We start from the raw sequence: 16257 nt of genomic DNA on the forward strand, positions 1-16257 counted from the left end.
CATAGTATAGAGACACCTTACGGGAACCGGTCGGTGATTCCGGGCCCCAGGGTCGTCACCGACGGGTATAGTCATTATGCTGCACTGTGACAATTGCGTACCCGCCTTCCGCCCGGGAATCCCGCCCGGCGGCCCAGCCTCGCCCATTCCAGCGCATCTGTCCCCTTCGAGAGCTTCCGTCGCATGGCTTTCCTGAACATCAACGCCACGCTGCCCGAAAAAGGCCGTGACCTCAGGCTCGACCTGTTTCGCGGCGTCGCCAACTGGGCGATCTTCCTCGACCACATCCCGGACAACGTCGTGAACTGGATCACGACCCGCAACTACGGGTTTTCCGACGCCGCCGACCTGTTCGTCTTCATCTCCGGCTACACCGCCTCCTTCGTCTATGCGCGGATGATGCTGGAGCGCGGCTTCATCGTCGGCGCCACGCGCCTGACCAAGCGGGTCTGGCAGCTCTACGTCGCCCACATCATCCTGTTCGTGATCTACATCGCCTCGATCAGCTATCTCGCGCTGCGTTTCGGCGATTCCGAGATGATCAACGAGTTCAATGTCGCCGGCCTCGTCGACAACGCCACCGAGACGCTGCGCCAGGGGCTGTTCCTGCGCTTCAAGCCGCTCAATCTCGACGTGCTGCCGCTCTACATCGTGCTGATGGGCCTGTTTCCGCCGGTGCTGTGGTTCATGCTGCGCAAACCCGATTTGACGATGGTACTCTCCATCATCCTGTGGCTGACCGCGCGTCACTTGGGCCTGAACCTGAACGCCTATCCCGCCGGTCAGTGGTACTTCAATCCTTATTGCTGGCAGGTGCTGTTCGTGTTCGGCGCCTGGTGCGCGATGGGCGGTGCGCGCCGCTCGATGACGCTGATCAACTCGCCGATCACGCTGTGGCTCTGCCTCGGCTATCTGCTGTTCGCGCTGGTCATGACCATGGCCGGCCGCTTCCCCGCCCTCGGCGGCATGTTCCCGGAATGGCTGTTCTCGGCCTTCAACCCGAACGACAAGACCAACCTTGCACCCTACCGCTTCATCCATTTCGTCGTGATCGTGATCATGGTGATACGTTTTGTGCCGAAGGACTGGCCGGGACTGGAGTGGAAGATCTTCGATCCCGTGATCGTCTGCGGCCAGCAATCGCTCGCCGTGTTCTGCGTCGGCGTGTTCCTGTCGTTCGTCGGCCATTTCGAGCTGTCGATGAGCTCGGGCTCGCTGTTCGCGCAGCTCTTCGTCTCTATCGCGGGCATCGCGATCATGACGACGGTCGCCTATTACATCTCCTGGTCAAAGCGGCAGGACAAGCCGCTGAAGCCGCCGCCGGCGAAGCCTGCGGCTAATCCGGCTGCGAAGGCCGCTTGAGACGCGCGCTTTTTCAAGCGCGCGTTCAGCTTTCCGTTGCCATGTCCGCCTTGTCGGGGACCGGATTGACCTGCGTCAACCGGCGACTGCACCGGCAGGCCTAATGTTGGTTGGATACGCGCCGCCGAATGCCGGCGGCCTCCCCCGGACAAGGCCCAGCACATGCCCTCTCATTTTCACGCCGTGGTCTGGATCGACCATTCGCAGGCTCGGATCTTCCATCTCGGTCTGAGCGGCTCGGACGAAGTCACGTTGCACCCGCACTTGGCGACGCGGCATCTTCATCACAAGGCTAACGAGATCGGCAGCGGCCATGCCGCCCCCGACAAGACGTTCTATGCCGAGGTCACCGCGGCCCTCGCCGATGCGGGCGAAATCCTCATCATCGGTCCGGCGGGCGCGAAGACAGAGCTCGCCAGCCACATTCGTGCCCATGCGCCCGATGTCGCCAAGCGGATTGCCGCGGTGGAAGCAGCCGATCATCCCTCGGACAACGAGATCGTCGCTTACGCAAAGCGTCATTTCAAATTGCCGCTGCCGCGCATTCAGGCACCGGGAGCGGCCCCGGGCGAGCGGCAAGCGGGCTGAGGGCGCGCCTCCGCCTCAGGCCGCCGCCTCGCCGTCATATTCGGTGAACTTCTTGTAGATCCAGTCACGGCCGTCGTGACGGCGCCAGACCTTGCCGTAGACGAGCTGCCCGTTGATCGAGCGGCGCGGCACGATGACGGTCCAGAGGTGCCAGATCTCAGCCCAGTTCGACGGTTGGCGGAGAGTTTTCGAGGTGGGATCGAAAGCCATGACGAACAACTCGCGCGAAACGAAACGCCGCGACGAATGTGATCTTGTGTGAGCCGCTGATAGGGGCGTCGTCGCGTGCCGGGACCGCTTTGATACCAGTCGTCAAAACGGCCGCAACGACAGCTCGTGCTTAACCTAACCGATCAACCTTACCCGCCGGCAGGCAACCGCCTTGCCGGTTGAATCGCCTGGCCATCTTTCCTAAGATATTTGCGCAATTTGAGAATGAGCATGCCGTTTGTGCGTGCCCCCGTGATTTTGAACTCAGACTGAATTTTGAGAAGCTGATTGCGCAGGTGGATGATCATGAATTTGCAATGTGCGCATTTGCGTCTGGCGACGTTCTCGCCACCCCCGACACCGGCCGCCAAGCCAACTCACGACAAGTCGACGAAGGCCGACAACGACAATGATCCGGTGTGGCCGTTGATCCCGTTTCCGGCGGGCTGGCACGCCTCGAATTGAGCCACCAAAAGCGCAACGCCGCGCAAGCGGAGTATCTTCGCTTGGCGGCGTCCGTTAGGCATTGGGCGCTGAAATCCCCAACATCCGTATGTCGATGACGACGGCCAAAGGTTCGATAAAGCTTTGGTCATTTTGCGCCCGTTAACCCGCTCGATTTCTTGCGGAAATCGCACGAGTGGAGAAACAAACGCTGAGGTGGCGACGCCGCTTGTGACCGCGCCTCCGGACCATACCTTGCCGTTGCCAGGCGCCCGATCGTCGCCCGTTCAAACTCCGCTCGCAGCCGTCGAGGCACCGCTGGTGCTGAGCGCGCCTTGCGCATTATAGGTCTGTCCCGCCTGGCTGCCCTGACTGGCCTGGGAGCTGGCGGCGGAGGTCTCCACCTCGGTCGTCCCGTCGGAGTAGGTGATCGTCGTTGTCGTGATCCCGTTGATGGTGGTGGAGACCTCGCTGACGATGGTCTTGGATGCGCTGCCGCCACCGCCCGATGCCGAGTTGCCGCTCGCCGATTGCAACGACGATGTCGCTGAGGTCGACGAGGTTGCTGAGGATGAGGCCGAGGACGATGTCGCAGCGCCCGACGGGGTGGCGGTTACCGCGGCGGCGGAAGATGCAATCGCACTGATCGACATGAAGACCTCGCCTGAAGGTTGCGGGCAAGGCGTCGTTGGCGCGCCCTGCTCGTCCCTTCAACGCCGGCTATGCGCGAAGCAGGCGCTGCGAGCGCGAAAAAAAGCTGCGACGCCCGCCGCATCTTCGCTTCCGGGCTAGCAACCAATCCCCCCGCCACGCGTTGCAGGTTTTTCCCACCCTGTCCGTTTGAGCATGCGAGCGGCGCTGTGTCAGTTCCCGCCGGCAACGAACGGACAGTCATCCCGTCTCACGTCCATGTGAGTTGGAGCGCGGCCGGTGAATTTTCGCGAGCGAGCGGAGACCAATGAGCAGCGGCCCGTAAGGCAAGGAGATGCTGTGAGCCAAGTTGATGCGACCGACAAACTGTCCGAGCTGGAAGAGCCCCGGACATCGCTGTTTGCAGTGGGCTGGCTCGCGATCGCGGCGATCTCGATGGTGGGCTGGATCTACGCACTCGGTTGGCTGGCCTGGCGTCTGGTCGATTGGCTGTGGTCTTGATGTAAGAGCGGACCTGCATTGGTCTGGCTTTCCGCAGACGAGAGCGTCGGTCTGGCGGCTGCATTCGGCAGGCCGCCAGCTTCGGTCACACGACAAGACGACGCAGTTGGTGAAGTGGCGAGGCTCCCCATGGTCGTGCGGGCTCGGCCTCGGTCTACGAAATTGGGGCAACGGTTTCCCCAATCAGCGTGCACTCAATGGAGAAAGGGGTCGCGCTGACCGGAAAAACCTCAATGTAGGGGAATCTTGATTGACCGATCAGCCAATCGGTCTCAACCAGTATGGACGTATAAATGTCGCCATTAGAAACCGGAGCGCTTGGCGGAGGAAGTTGTAATGGCAAAGCCCGCCCGAGCTGGCCTCCGCCGTTTGTTGCCGCGACCTGCAAGCGCGCTACGATCGGCGCGGTCTGTGTGATCACCGTGCAATGTATCTTCTTGATCCTCGTCAGATTGGTCGACGACAATTGCGAGAAATTGAGCCGGCAATAGCCACTCGCTCCACAGCTAGTATACGTGTACTCGTCATAGTAGGTGCCGTAGTTCGTTGATGCTGACTTGGCTTGATTTCCTGCAACAAGTGCCACGGCGACAATTGCGAACTTGGAAAAGCGAGCAAGATGCATGTTGGCCTCCTAATGTTGAATGAGCAATGCAGACGGTATGGGTGCAGGCGGACCGCGCCTGTGACGCGACCGAGCGAGGCTCGGGTAGGCGCCGCCTAAATCGCGACGTTCAGGCCACGGTGCGCCGGTACCGAGGGCAACACGAGGCCGGTAGGGTTGAAGAGCGTCACGATCGCAAGGCTGAAAACGCGAGTTGATGTGGTGATGCCGTTGGCCGGTTCTAAAGGTATGATCATCGAAAGTGCCCCCAAACAGGGGTCAAACTAACGCGCGCATGTCGCCGGCGGATGTCGTGGATTGTTTCGTTGCGGCTTCGTCGCGGCGATTGCAGCCGCTCCAAAAAAGCATGCGCGACGGCCCGGCCGCCAGTCCCGGCAGAGCCTGTCCGGCAAGGCACGTGAGCCGAAGATCGATGCTTCGCAGCGCCGCTCCCGCCCGCGGGCATATTGCGTTGAATCGGCGGGCGGCGGCGGCCGAGAATCTCAACCGCTTTTATGGAGCCGGCGAGCGACCGTTCAAGCCATGGCGGCTTCCATCGCGAGGCCGTTGCAACGTGCGCGGTGCCGAGACGCTGTTTTCCGGAACTGGCAGATAAGCAGCAAGTCGTTTCTGCATGTCCTCGATGGCCGCGAGGCGTCGCTTGATCTGATCAATCGATTTAAGGCGTTGCTCGCCGAGCGATAACGCGACTGACTTCCGCATCCCCATGCCCTCCACCTGGGAGAGTGCGCGGTTTCAGCGACGCCGTCTGTAACATAGGCCACAAACAGTTGAAATTCTTGGCCCGTAATACCGCCAGCCGTCCTTGTCGGCTTCGACGCAAACCCCTCAGGCATCCGCGGCGTGTCGCCGTCAGCTAATACGTAAGGGGCCGGACAGGGGGCGCCCGCTCACCTGACCGTCCCAATCCGAAAATCCGGGAAGAGTCGACTTTGAGGCCTGGCTTGTAAGCCTTTGAAGATATTGGTCGGGGCAGCTGGATTCGAACCAACGACCTGCAGTACCCAAAACTGCCGCGCTACCAGGCTGCGCTATACCCCGATATCCAACCGGCCCCGTCGATACACGCTTCCCCAAGCGCCAGCAAGTTTAGTAAGCGCCAGCAAGCTTAGTAAGGGCCAGCAAGCTCTCCCGGCGGCCAACGACGGCGGCCTTGGCCGCGCCCGTCAGGACCTACTTGCTGCCGAACAGGGGGTGACCGACGCGGTCGCCGGGACGGATGCCGTATTTCTGCGCTGTTCCCGCCACCACCTCCAGGACGGCCCGGGCAGGTCCCTTGGACGAGATGATCTTGGTCGAGAGCGGCTCGGTATTTTCGGCGATGCGCAGGATGCGGCCATCAGCACGAATGAAGATCATGTCGAGCGAGACATAGGTATTCTTCATCCACATCGACACTTCCTGCTCGGGATTGAAGTCGAACAGCATGCCTTTGCCGTCCGCCAACTCCTTGCGGTACATCAGCCCGGTCTGCTTCTCCTCCTCCGTGGTCGCCATCTCCACCGAGAACACCTGCACGCCGTTCTTGGTGACGATCTCAAGCGGCTGGAAGCTTGCGGCGCGAACAGGCGCGCCCGCAACGGCAAAGCCGACAACGACGAGAATTGCGGCAAGCCAGCCCTGGGCACGGGACCAGGCGGCCTTTCGATCAAAGTTCATGGGCAGGAAACTCGGCAGGACTCGCGGAATGGAAAACTCGGAACGGCAGGGACCGGGCCAACGGCTGCGGATCGCGACATCCTTACGCGGCCACCACCGCAAAAGCCAGAAGCGCGCGACCCTGGCCGCGCGCTTCTGCTCAGGAATACGGAAATTTGAAGCCGCTAGTGCGACTGCAGGCCCGGTGAACCGGTCTCCGGATGGATCTCGGCCGCCATCATGCCCTTGGAGCCCGGCCCGAAGCGGACCAGCACATATTGGCCTGGCCGCAGCTCGGTCATGCCGAAGCGACGCAGCGTCTCCATGTGCACGAAGATGTCGGGAGTACCTTCCCCGCAAGTCAGGAAGCCGAAGCCGCGCAGCCGGTTGAACCATTTGACCTGCGCCCGCTCGAGCCCGCTGGTCGCGGTCACCGTGACGTGGGTGCGCGGCGGCAGCATCTGCGCGGGATGGATCGCGGTCGACTCGTCCATCGAGACCACGCGGAAGGCTTGGTATCCCTTGGCGCGCTGGATGCACTCCACGACGATGCGGGCGCCCTCGTAGGCGGTCTGGAAGCCGTCGCGCCTAAGCACGGTAACGTGCAGGAGCACGTCGGGCCAGCCATTGTCAGGTACGATGAAGCCGTAGCCCTTTGAAGCGTCGAACCATTTGATGACGCCGTGGACCTCGACGAGGTTGGCACTCCCCTCACCTAACCCGGTGAAGGGACTGAGCGTATTGTCGCGACCGGCGCTGTGCTCGCCCGACGCGGGAACTCCCAGCTTCTTGGACTCAAATCCGTCCGACGACCCCATAACCCCGGACCCCACAACTTTCATGCAACCCGCCACATTGGCGGTGCTCGAATCACGCGTCTTAAGAGAATCTTCTCACTTCGACGCGACGCGAATCTTTCGACTCAAAAGATAACACTCCCGGTTGCGACGCATAGATAAAAAAGAGATTCGCCGGAACCTATGAACAGCTTGCACAGCCGCGAATCAAACTAACGCCTTAATTGCCGACAAAGGGTCCGAGCGTTTCGCCGATGTCATGGCGGATGACGAGATCGGCAATATCGTCCTGCTCGGTCGGCTCGCGATTGATGATCACCAAACGTGCACCGGCGTTCTTCGCCATCATCGGAAAGCCTGCCGCCGGCCACACCACGAGCGAGGAACCGATCGCGATGAAGAGATCGCAGGCCTGCGACAGCTCGGTCGCCCGTTGCATTTCATCCTCGGGCATCGCCTGACCGAATGAGATCGTTGCGGTTTTTACCGGCTCGTCGCATGCGGTGCAGTCGGGCGCGGCGCCGTCCTGCTCGAACCGGCGCTTCACCCAGTCGAGTGGATAAGCCTGCCCGCATCCGATGCAGCGCGCGTAAGTGGTGTTGCCGTGAAGTTCAATCACGCGATCGGGGGCGAAGCCGGAGGCCTGGTGCAGATTGTCGATGTTCTGGGTGATGACCGCGGGAATCTTGCCGGCGCGATGGAGTGCGGCGAGTGCGCGATGACCGCGGCCAGGCTTCGCTGCGGCGAAGACCTCTTCCATCGCAAAACGCCGTCGCCAGGATTCATCGCGCGCTGACTGGCTTGCGACGAACTCCTCGAACTGGATCGGACGGTTGCGAGTCCAAATTCCACCCGGCGAGCGGAAGTCCGGGATGCCGCACTCGGTCGAGATGCCGGCGCCGGTGAACGGCACGATGATCTTGGCGCGCGCGATCATATCGCCGAGCCGTTCGACACCGCTCTGAAGGTCCGATGCAATCACTCGCCGCCTCCTGATTTGCTGCCGCGCTAGCTGCAAGATGTGCAAACGACAAGATTGTTGACGTTCTTATCCACCGCTGCGCAAGTCGTGCGCTGTCATGGGGCGGCAATTTTTTCCGATCATCGCTTATCACAATCCTGCAATGCCTCTTCCCCATTGACGCCCCAATCAGAAGCGCCAATGCATGTGTTGACGCGACTCAACGTGATTGCGGCGGCAGCGCTTGAGTTCACAAGTGCACACATACTCAGGTGTAGTGGGGATTTTGACATGACCGAAGACGAACAACGCAAGATTCGCGAACGCGAAGAGATTGCCGCCCGTGTCGCCGCCTTCCGTGCCACCCAGGAAAAGTTCAAGCGCGAGCGCGAGGAATATTTTGTGTCGACGCTCGAGAACGCGCGCAAGGCGGAGCGGCCCTCGCTCTGGCCGTAAGACATCGCGCAGGCGTTTATGCGCACGAAAAAAGCCCGGAGCACTGCTCCGGGCTTTTCGATTCATCAGCTGCTACCAGTGACGATAGTAGCGGTGGTGCCGATAGTACGGTCCACCATAATAGGCATACGGGCCAGGGCCATAATAGGCCGGGCCGTCGTAATAGCCGTAGCCCGGACCATAATAGCCGTAGCCATACGGATGGGATGCGGCGACTGCGCCCGCGGTGATTGCACCGGCGGCGAGCCCGAATGCCAGACCCGGACCGATGCCGCGCGCCTGAGCAGGTGCCGGCGCCGCAACAGCGGTCACGCCGACGGCGGCGACGGTGGCCAGAACTGCGAGTGTCTTCCTCATGATCTCCTCCTTCGCATCTCGCGGAGACAACGCGGACCGCACGTGATGGTTCGCGCCTCATGGAACCGAACTGCGCCAAAAAAATATCGCGCCGAAGGGAACAATATCCAGGCCGGGGAATTGGCCCTGCAAGTGCGGGAGCCTCCGCCATCCGGGTCGAGGCAACAGCACGAAGACCCCGTCAGCATCTCCGCGGTGCTGGCGGGGTTTTCAGTTTCAACGACAAAAATGGCAGCAGACATGGATCGCTGCCAATGGGGCGGAGGTCGAGGAGGAACAATGCCGATATCCGCTTTGCTGGCGCGCATCCGCAAGCTTGTTCCCAAAAACAACGCACAGCATTACGACGAGATCGTCCGCAATTTCGGCGTCGGCGCGCTCCGCCCGCCGTCAACGCCGATGAGTGATGGCGAGCTCGCCCGCGCCATAGCCGAGTTCCTCAAGGACTCGCCCTCGGCGGAATCGGTTGCAACGCTGGGCCGGCGGCTCGATCCCACCTCGCCGCTCTGAGCAGCGTTTCTTCAGCGAGCGCGGAACAAGGATTGCGCACACACGTTGAGGTGGTCTTCCGCACGAGGAGGCCTGCCATGCCCGCCTGGCTCGAAGTTTTGCTCAATTTGTCCGGCTATGCCGGCTTCGTGGCGCTTGCGACAAGCGGTGTCGCATGCCCTCGGGATTCCACCGACGACGAGGTCTATGGCGGCAAACGCTAGTCTAGTTCGCGTGCGGCGGCTGGCCTGCGGTGCGGACCAGCCGGTCCGCCTTGACCGCGACCCGGGTGTCCTCGAGCTGCGGCCGCAGCGAAAAGCTGATCACCACGAAGGCGAGACAGAACAGCGTCCCGACGAGAGCGACGCGGCGATAGGTCTGGCGGTCGCCCTGATAAAATGACGGTGCTAAAAACGGGGTCATAATGGTGCTTGGCAAAAAACGGTTTTCTTGTTGTCGTTGCCAGACACCTATCCCAACGCGCCGCAAGCGCAACGCGATTGGGCTTTTAACCTAACCGAATAGGGTTATCGCGATCCCCGCAAGCTTTCGTTAGGGAGCATGATCCGAAAAAAGCGGGCCGCGGCTTTCCGAAACGATCATGCTCAAACGAGAGTTGCGCCGGTTGCCTCAGGCTTCAGCCAGCCACTTCAACGAAGCGCGAAAGCCGAGGCTGCGATGGCCCGCGACCAGCACGGTGCCGTACACCTCGGCCCCCTCCCCGCTGAACGTGCCGGAGAAGCCGCTGGTCGCTTCGGTGCCGGCGAACAGCGGCCTCACAAGTGGATCGGCGAACGGCGAATGCTGGTTGGTGGCAAGCTCGCCCTTCCAGGTGCCATCGCCGACCGTGTAGGACCCGCGTGACCAGAAGTATGGTCCGCCGCCGAGCAGCACGCCATCGCGCAGGATCAACACGCCGCTGTCGCGGCCCTTCACGCCGTCGAGCATGTGGATGTGGATCGAGTAGAGGCCGTTCTTCATGGATGCGCCCGCCGTCACGCACGACGATAGCGCGCGGCGCTGGAAGCGTCGAGCCGATGACGCGCGGGCCTATCGCCGCCCCGCGACCATATTTGTTCAGGCTTCGCCGCCGTTTCGTTCTCAAGGAACGAATCGGAATCGACGAAATCGGCGCGGAGCAACTCCTAACAATTGGTTTGCAGCGCGCGCATGGACGTGTCCTCTCATGCGGCTGTCGATCGCGCTCGCGGCGGCACTTGCGGCACGGACAATCTTGCCCTTGCGCGGCCGATCAGCGCGACGCGTTTCCAAACGATCGATGACGCGGCGCGCCGTCATGCGTTCGCCGCCTCACGCCGAGAACGCTCAAGCCGCCGCACGCTTGGCGCTGCCCTTCTCCGAGAAGCATTCCAGTATCTGGATGCGGAGTTCTTCTGCGGCCGGGCCCTCCACCTTCCTGAGCTGGTTCCAGAGCCTGATCACTTCGCGCTGTTTCTCGACAGTCATGAGTCACCTCCCAAGCGGATGACTCACTAGAACAAAATGAGAACAAAAAGTCCAGCCCACGCACCCGGATTTTCCTGTTCATGTCGCGTTGAACCTTTTCGGCGCGCCGCAGACCTATGGAGGCTGGGGGATTTCAGCGCCCAGTCATATGCCAGCGCCGCGATGGACGAACATACTCCGTCACCGCGGCGCTGTTGCTTTTTGGATTTTCAACCTTAAGTTAGACGCACCGCTGGCGGCCAGGCGCTGAAATCCCATCGCCGCCAGCAAGAGAACCCCGTGCGCAAGCGCGGGGTTTTTCTTTTGAGAAACGGACGATGATTTGCGCTCTGCGCGTGAACTTTTTCAGCGCTGGCTTGTCTTAATAGATGAAGCTTCCCCCAGGCTTCACCCCCATCAGAAAACCCCGCTTCCCCCAGGCGGGGTTTTCCCCTTTTTTGCCGACCGTGTCGCTGGCCTGCGCGGCCTCAGGACCGCGCGACGGCTGGATCAGACGGCGTCCTTGGCCACCTTCAGCGGCGAGGCCTTGACCGACTTGCTCGCCGGCTTCGCGGCAAACTGCATCGGCTCCTTAGTGAAGGGATTGACGCCCATGCGGGCCTCGGTCGCCGGCTTGTTGACGACCGACATCTTCACGAAACCGGGAATAACGAATTCACCGGACTCGTTGAGCTCCTTGTAACCGACCGTCGCCATGTACTCGATGACCGACTTCACGTCGTTCTTCGCAAGCTGCGTGCCTTCCGCAATTGCATCGATCAATTGGGTCTTGGTCATCTTCGCCATGTCTGGATTTCCTCTGAATTGGATGCGCGCGAGCCGCGACGGTGCTTTGTCCGGGAAGCGGTAAAACTGCGCGGGGCCCGCGTCTGTTCAGGCCTTTCGGCCACGAAGCAGCCGGGCTTAGAACCCATTGAGGCTGAAAACGCAAGCAGCAGTTCGGCGGAAGTTCCGCCATGTAACCCGCCCGGATAACGTCGTCTGCGGCGGCGACAAATCGAATTCCACAATGTCCCTAGAGAGTTCGGCCGACTTGCGGACTCATCCACATTTGCATGCGACTACGTCTCCTGAGCCACACTGCTCAGATATTTCGCCGGCGGCTTTCCCAGCGCCTTCTTGAACATGGTGATGAAGGCCGTGACCGATTCATAGCCGAGATCGGCGGAGACCTGCTGCACGCTCGCGCCCGCAGCGAGCTCGCGGATCGCGACGATCAGATGCAGTTGCTGGCGCCAGCGTCCGAAGGTCAGCCCCGTCTGTTTCGCCACGAGACGCGCAAGACTGCTCTCGCTGAGCGCGACGTGTGCCGCCCATTCCGCCAGCGTGCGGCGGTCCGCCGGATTGTCCGCCAGCGCCGCCGCAATGCGCTTCAACCGCGGCTCGCCCGACAGCGGCAGATGCAATTGCTGCATCGGCATGCGCGGCAGCTCGCCGAGCAGCACGCCGATCAGGCGCTCCCGCCTCGCCTCGTCATGCTGGGCGCCGTCGGACAGCTCGACGATCAACTCGCGCAGCAATGGCGAGATCGACATGGTGCAGCAGCGATCCGGCAAGTCGACCAGCTCCGCCTCGATGTAAACGAAGAACAGCCGCGCATTCGCGGTCGCGCGATTGCTGTGCGGCATGCCGGAGGGAATCCAGACCGCACAATGCGGCGGCACCATCCACAGACCATTGGGAACGCTGGTGGTGACGCCGCCTCCGAGCGACACCACGAGCTGGCCCTTGCGATGGCTGTGCTTGGGTACCTCGCCCTTGGTCCCGTCGGCATCGACGCGCACGGCAATGACCGGCGCGGAGCGGTCGTCCACGTCCAGGTCGAGCCAGGGATAACGAAGGGGGTAACGGCGTTTCTGCGAGATCATTGACGGTTTTTAGCGATCGCTTGGAATTATGCATGAATTCATCCACCGGGAAAGCCGCTAGATCTCGCCTCGCTCAACTCAGGAGGTGCGACCATGCATGGCTCGATCATTCCTCAAGCAGCCCGGCCAGGCCAAACCATTCGCACACAGGCGGGCCAGGTGCGCGGCGCGCCAAGCGACGCGAGCGGTGTGCTCGCATTCAAGGGCATCCCCTACGCTGCGCCCCCGGTCGGGCCCTTGCGCTGGCGTGCACCGCAGCCATCGATGCCGTGGATTGGCGTGCGCGATGCGCTTGGCTTTGGCGCCAGCTCTCTCTCGTCGCTCGCAGATGATCCGCGCCCGGGACCGCGCGATGAGGATTGCCTCACGCTCAATGTGTGGACCGCGGCGAACGATGCGGACGAGAAGCGGCCCGTGATGGTGTGGATTCACGGCGGCGGCTTTCAGTTCGGCTCCTCGGCCAATCCCGCCACCGACGGCCGCCTGCTCGCGGCGAAAGGTGTCGTCGTGGTCAGCTTCAATTATCGCCTCGGCATCTTCGGCTTCCTCGCCCATCCCGAGCTCGACGCGGAAGCGCCGTCGGGCAATTACGGCCTGCAGGATCAGCTCGCGGCGCTGCGCTGGGTCCAGGCCAATATCACCGCGTTCGGCGGCGACGCCGACAACGTCACCCTGTTCGGTGAATCCGCCGGCGCCATGGCCGTCGGCATTCTCATGGCCTCGCCGCTCGCGCGCGGGCTATTCCACAAGGCCATCTGCGAGAGTGGCGCGTTCTGGGACGGCCGGCACGGGCCGCTGCAAAGTCATGACGAAGCCCGCGCGCGCGGCCTCGCCTTCGCGCGCCGGCAAGGCGCATCGATCGCAACGTTGCGCGCGATTCCGGCCGAGCAATTGAATGCCGCCGCGCCATGGCGTTTCGAGCGCGACCATGTCACCCAGGCGTTCTCCCCGACCATCGATCGCCACGTCGTGCCTGACGTGCCCGCGCGCCGCTTCCTGCGCGGCGAGCAGATGCGCATCCCCCTCCTCGCCGGCTGGAACAGTGCGGAGCAATTCCCCTTCATGTCGCAATCGCTTCCTCATCACACGGCGCAAGCGTTCCGCGCTGCGGCCGAACGGATGTTCGGCACGGACCGGCTGGCGGATTTCCTGAAGAACTATCCCGCCGACACCGACGAACAGGCCCGGGCGTCCGCCGCTGCGCTGACCGGCGACATGGTGGTTGGCGAGCAATGCTGGCAGGTGCTGCGGCTGCATCGCAGCAGCACGCTCGCGCCCGTCTACGGCTACCATTTCAACTACACCTCGCCCTACACGCCGATCGCCTCGCACGTCACCGAGATCCCCTTCGTCTTCGGCACGCTGACGCCGCAGCGGATCGTCGGCTGCGCAACGCCGCCGGCGGAAGCAGACCGCGCTTTGTCCCGGACCATGATGGCCTATTGGGTGAACTTTGCGACGCGCGGCGATCCCAACGGACCCGGCCTGCCGCCCTGGCCATCCCATGACGAGAGCGACGTCGTGCAGATCCTCGGCAACACCATCCAAGCCCGCCCAAATCCGCACGCCGATCGCTTCGGCTTCCTCGGCAGCTTCAGAGAGCACGGTGTGCTTCCGAGACGCGGGCGCGAGGCGACGTAGCGGTAGCAACGCGAGAGCACGCCCCGCGTGGTTCCCACGACGGGTTTTCCACATGATGCGTCACCTCATCGTGAAACTTGCAACTTGATGGACGTTGTTCAGACTCTGGTAACCCAACGCCGCCACTCTCCAATCAGTCTCGTTGCGTTGGAGTACCCAAAAAGTGCTGGATTTTGACGAGCTGCGTGAACTCGCAGCCGATGTTCGTGTGTTTGTCGATGTCGCCGAAGACAAGGCCGAAGCGCTCAGGGCCGTGATCGGCGCCTATGACGTGGTGCTGGCGATCTTCCCGTCCGGAGACGGCATGGGTCTTCACGTCATCAAGGGCAAAGAGATTTTGGATGGAATCGCAAAATCACGCTCGCATGCGATCTACAGCCACACGGCGATCGCGGTTCCGGACCTCGAGCATGCCGAAGTGCTCAAGCATCTGACGGCCCCCGTCGAGCAACGGATCGCGGCGTAACTGCCGAGAGTGTTCTTGCCGCCCTCGCAAAGCCCGTCTGATCAGAACGATGTGCCCGGCTGTGCGGACGCCGCCTCGCCGGGCCACGCGATGGGCGTGCAGAACAGGCCGCGGCGTTCGATCTCGCGCTGAAGCTCTTCCGCGCGGGCCTTTGCCGGCTCACCGACGATGCGGACGCCGGAGGTTGCGTCTGCCAGCACTTCATCGCGGAGGCTCTCATACATCCGCATGACGAAGTAATCTGACAGATTATCAAACGGCATCGGCGCACCACTCGCATTCGGGTTGGAGTGGGCCGCCAGACTTTGGCGGATATCGCTGGCGGCCCGTGCCGAACAATTGAAATCGTGGTCTCGGCTTTTTGCGAAAATGGAAGACCAGCCCTGTCCGACGGGGGAACTCTGATCGAGACGGCCGGCCGCCTCAAGCAGAGGTTCGGATTAACCTGACTCATCAAGGTTAAGAGGGGGCGGAAGCTCTCCCTCGCCCGCCGCCCGTTCTGCCGCTTGATCCCGCAGGGACGGCGAACAGCGACCATCGATCCCCCTCGCGATCGTCCTGCCTCAATGTCCCCACACCGTGACCGCGAGGCCGATGGCGATGAAGCCGAGACCGATGATGGCCGTCGCGACCTCGGCGGCGTTGTCCACGCCGAACATTTTGACGATCACCGTCCCGACCGCGCTGAGGACGAGGTCGAAGATGAAGCCGAGCAAAGCGTCAAGCATCGCATCCTGCCTTGCAACCAGTTCAGGGCGAAGCGCCCTCGTTTCCAGGCATTCGTCGCGGCGAGTTCCGCGCCGGTTCACACCGCCGGGCCATCTGTGACGACCGTCACAGCGGCCAGAAATGGTGCGGGGTACTCCTGAGATCACAGGTGCAAGGGGAGCACGCTCCCCGTCGACGGCGGAATGGTCCGCCGCCCGATCTCAACAGGAGCAGACCATGCAGAACAGTGATCATGCGACCTCTGGAATGATCGAGCTGACCGATGCCGAGCTCGATTCGATCGTCGGCGGCAACTGGCTGGGCGACGCCTTCCGCGCCATCGGCAGCGCCATCGTGCATGCGGTGGAATGGGTCGGCGGCATCATCGCCGGCGGCCTGCAGGGGCCGGGCAATTTGCGCGGCCCGTTCGGTCCGGGTTCGGGACCGGGGCAGCCGCCCTTCTGATATCGTCCGTCCGGACGTCACCGCGAAACCTGGAGGCCGCCTCACCGGCGGCCTCTTTGATGTCTGATCCGCAATCGTGGTTTCCGTCTGATCGCGCGCACAGAGATCGCGCATCCTCGGCCGTGCCTTTGCCAAAGAGACTTCTTTGAACGCTCGTTCGCTCAACCTTCTCCTCGATGGTGAAAAGAAAAGGCCCCGGCTTTCGCCGACGCCCTTCCCGCGTCCGGTCTTTCCTTACCGCCCCATGCACCTGTCCCAAGCCCTGCGCTGAGCCTTGGTGGTTTGTCCGGCTTCCCACTGCGCCTGCGTGAACCCGACTTGCTGCCGGCACTCGCCTGCGGTCTTGCCGCTGGTGCCGTTGGGCTTCATGCCGCCAGCCGCACGGGCTGCTTCGCAATTGCCCGCATTGCGCAAGCTCTGGCACGTCGGATTGTTGTTGCAGACCATGCCACCACAGCCTGCGGCCATGGCTTCAGATGCAAAAACACAAATGGCGATGACAGCATAGAACGTGGACTTCATAACTCTCCCCCTGGTTGCAATGGGATACACTACCGTTTTGA

At 62.2% G+C, this 16257-nt stretch carries 26 protein-coding genes and 1 tRNA gene; 10 read left to right on the plus strand and 17 right to left on the minus strand.

The genetic code is table 11. The features are described from left to right. The first annotated feature begins 183 nt into the window (after positions 1-183). Together ACWAT4_RS21145 and ACWAT4_RS21150 are read left to right on the plus strand one after the other, a co-directional pair. Complete coding sequence (locus ACWAT4_RS21145; protein ID WP_212445609.1) at positions 184-1362, plus strand: OpgC domain-containing protein; 1179 nt, start codon at positions 184-186, stop codon at positions 1360-1362. Between the two features lie 162 nt (positions 1363-1524). After that, positions 1525-1950 (plus strand): translational machinery protein, encoded by a 426-nt coding sequence (locus tag ACWAT4_RS21150; RefSeq protein ID WP_212427390.1) that lies wholly within the window; start codon positions 1525-1527, stop codon positions 1948-1950. Between the two features lie 15 nt (positions 1951-1965). Here the strand turns inward: ACWAT4_RS21150 and ACWAT4_RS21155 are convergent, their stop codons facing one another. After that, the gene (locus tag ACWAT4_RS21155; RefSeq protein ID WP_212303737.1) at positions 1966-2160 is read right to left on the minus strand and encodes a hypothetical protein; all 195 of its coding nucleotides are present in this window, start codon (positions 2158-2160) and stop codon (positions 1966-1968) included. A gap of 306 nt (positions 2161-2466) precedes the next feature. Between ACWAT4_RS21155 and ACWAT4_RS21160 the strand changes: the two genes are divergently transcribed. Next, the gene (locus ACWAT4_RS21160; protein WP_212303738.1) at positions 2467-2625 is read left to right on the plus strand and encodes a hypothetical protein; all 159 of its coding nucleotides are present in this window, start codon (positions 2467-2469) and stop codon (positions 2623-2625) included. Between the two features lie 266 nt (positions 2626-2891). Here the strand turns inward: ACWAT4_RS21160 and ACWAT4_RS21165 are convergent, their stop codons facing one another. Then, positions 2892-3257: a hypothetical protein gene (locus ACWAT4_RS21165; protein WP_212427389.1), complete on the minus strand. Its 366-nt coding sequence runs from the start codon at positions 3255-3257 to the stop codon at positions 2892-2894. A 337-nt stretch (positions 3258-3594) separates the two neighbouring features. Between ACWAT4_RS21165 and ACWAT4_RS21170 the strand changes: the two genes are divergently transcribed. Beyond that, the gene (locus ACWAT4_RS21170; protein ID WP_249210130.1) at positions 3595-3756 is read left to right on the plus strand and encodes an RNA-binding protein; all 162 of its coding nucleotides are present in this window, start codon (positions 3595-3597) and stop codon (positions 3754-3756) included. 154 nt (positions 3757-3910) lie between these two features. On the opposite strand, the gene ACWAT4_RS21175 is transcribed toward ACWAT4_RS21170, so the two are convergent. The 6 genes from ACWAT4_RS21175 to ACWAT4_RS21200 all read right to left on the minus strand — a co-directional run bounded on the left by ACWAT4_RS21175 (position 3911) and on the right by ACWAT4_RS21200 (position 7798). Further along, complete coding sequence (locus ACWAT4_RS21175) at positions 3911-4381, minus strand: hypothetical protein (protein ID WP_212303741.1); 471 nt, start codon at positions 4379-4381, stop codon at positions 3911-3913. Positions 4382-4873: 492 nt separating this feature from the next. Beyond that, positions 4874-5083, minus strand: a complete 210-nt coding sequence (locus ACWAT4_RS21180) for a hypothetical protein (RefSeq protein WP_449727946.1) — start codon at positions 5081-5083, stop codon at positions 4874-4876. A gap of 262 nt (positions 5084-5345) precedes the next feature. Continuing rightward, positions 5346-5422 (minus strand) — tRNA-Pro (locus tag ACWAT4_RS21185). A 132-nt stretch (positions 5423-5554) separates the two neighbouring features. Continuing rightward, a complete protein-coding gene (locus tag ACWAT4_RS21190; RefSeq protein WP_449727947.1) occupies positions 5555-6040 on the minus strand; it encodes a DUF192 domain-containing protein in 486 nt (161 codons plus the stop codon). Between the two features lie 164 nt (positions 6041-6204). Further along, a complete protein-coding gene (locus tag ACWAT4_RS21195) occupies positions 6205-6837 on the minus strand; it encodes a cold-shock protein (RefSeq protein ID WP_212303766.1) in 633 nt (210 codons plus the stop codon). 199 nt (positions 6838-7036) lie between these two features. Beyond that, complete coding sequence (locus ACWAT4_RS21200; RefSeq protein ID WP_212303744.1) at positions 7037-7798, minus strand: SIR2 family NAD-dependent protein deacylase; 762 nt, start codon at positions 7796-7798, stop codon at positions 7037-7039. Positions 7799-8068: 270 nt separating this feature from the next. Here ACWAT4_RS21200 and ACWAT4_RS21205 point away from each other — a divergent pair, with 270 nt between their 5' ends. Next, positions 8069-8233, plus strand: coding sequence for a hypothetical protein (locus ACWAT4_RS21205; RefSeq protein ID WP_200467923.1), 165 nt, complete (start codon positions 8069-8071; stop codon positions 8231-8233). 72 nt (positions 8234-8305) lie between these two features. On the opposite strand, the gene ACWAT4_RS21210 is transcribed toward ACWAT4_RS21205, so the two are convergent. Continuing rightward, positions 8306-8590, minus strand: a complete 285-nt coding sequence (locus ACWAT4_RS21210) for a hypothetical protein (protein ID WP_212303745.1) — start codon at positions 8588-8590, stop codon at positions 8306-8308. Between the two features lie 45 nt (positions 8591-8635). On the opposite strand from ACWAT4_RS21210, the gene ACWAT4_RS21215 reads away from it, so the two are divergent. After that, positions 8636-9100 (plus strand): hypothetical protein, encoded by a 465-nt coding sequence (locus ACWAT4_RS21215; protein WP_249149151.1) that lies wholly within the window; start codon positions 8636-8638, stop codon positions 9098-9100. A gap of 77 nt (positions 9101-9177) precedes the next feature. After that, a complete protein-coding gene (locus ACWAT4_RS21220) occupies positions 9178-9303 on the plus strand; it encodes a hypothetical protein (protein WP_283841427.1) in 126 nt (41 codons plus the stop codon). A 1-nt stretch (position 9304) separates the two neighbouring features. On the opposite strand, the gene ACWAT4_RS21225 is transcribed toward ACWAT4_RS21220, so the two are convergent. From ACWAT4_RS21225 to ACWAT4_RS21245, 5 genes are all read right to left on the minus strand, one after another. Further along, positions 9305-9502, minus strand: a complete 198-nt coding sequence (locus ACWAT4_RS21225) for a hypothetical protein (RefSeq protein ID WP_212303747.1) — start codon at positions 9500-9502, stop codon at positions 9305-9307. A 207-nt stretch (positions 9503-9709) separates the two neighbouring features. Then, positions 9710-10060, minus strand: coding sequence for a GrlR family regulatory protein (locus tag ACWAT4_RS21230; protein ID WP_212303748.1), 351 nt, complete (start codon positions 10058-10060; stop codon positions 9710-9712). A gap of 345 nt (positions 10061-10405) precedes the next feature. Further along, a complete protein-coding gene (locus ACWAT4_RS21235) occupies positions 10406-10546 on the minus strand; it encodes a hypothetical protein (protein WP_212303749.1) in 141 nt (46 codons plus the stop codon). A gap of 489 nt (positions 10547-11035) precedes the next feature. Beyond that, on the minus strand, positions 11036-11332 hold the full coding sequence (locus ACWAT4_RS21240; protein WP_027542683.1) for an HU family DNA-binding protein: 297 nt from the start codon (positions 11330-11332) through the stop codon (positions 11036-11038). Positions 11333-11607: 275 nt separating this feature from the next. Next, entirely contained in the window at positions 11608-12414 is an 807-nt protein-coding gene (locus tag ACWAT4_RS21245; RefSeq protein ID WP_449727948.1) for an AraC family transcriptional regulator, read from the minus strand. Positions 12415-12507: 93 nt separating this feature from the next. Between ACWAT4_RS21245 and ACWAT4_RS21250 the strand changes: the two genes are divergently transcribed. Then, a complete protein-coding gene (locus tag ACWAT4_RS21250) occupies positions 12508-14055 on the plus strand; it encodes a carboxylesterase/lipase family protein (RefSeq protein WP_449727949.1) in 1548 nt (515 codons plus the stop codon). Positions 14056-14218: 163 nt separating this feature from the next. Then, positions 14219-14521, plus strand: a complete 303-nt coding sequence (locus ACWAT4_RS21255; protein WP_212303752.1) for a hypothetical protein — start codon at positions 14219-14221, stop codon at positions 14519-14521. 41 nt (positions 14522-14562) lie between these two features. Here ACWAT4_RS21255 and ACWAT4_RS21260 read toward each other — a convergent pair whose 3' ends face one another. Together ACWAT4_RS21260 and ACWAT4_RS21265 are read right to left on the minus strand one after the other, a co-directional pair. Further along, the gene (locus ACWAT4_RS21260; RefSeq protein WP_212303753.1) at positions 14563-14784 is read right to left on the minus strand and encodes a hypothetical protein; all 222 of its coding nucleotides are present in this window, start codon (positions 14782-14784) and stop codon (positions 14563-14565) included. A 300-nt stretch (positions 14785-15084) separates the two neighbouring features. Further along, complete coding sequence (locus ACWAT4_RS21265) at positions 15085-15249, minus strand: hypothetical protein (RefSeq protein WP_212303754.1); 165 nt, start codon at positions 15247-15249, stop codon at positions 15085-15087. 217 nt (positions 15250-15466) lie between these two features. Between ACWAT4_RS21265 and ACWAT4_RS21270 the strand changes: the two genes are divergently transcribed. Beyond that, entirely contained in the window at positions 15467-15694 is a 228-nt protein-coding gene (locus tag ACWAT4_RS21270; protein ID WP_212303755.1) for a hypothetical protein, read from the plus strand. 234 nt (positions 15695-15928) lie between these two features. On the opposite strand, the gene ACWAT4_RS21275 is transcribed toward ACWAT4_RS21270, so the two are convergent. Continuing rightward, positions 15929-16216, minus strand: coding sequence for a hypothetical protein (locus ACWAT4_RS21275; protein WP_212427380.1), 288 nt, complete (start codon positions 16214-16216; stop codon positions 15929-15931). Between the last annotated feature and the right edge of the window lie 41 nt (positions 16217-16257).

Source organism: Bradyrhizobium sp. T-1 (assembly GCF_053592855.1).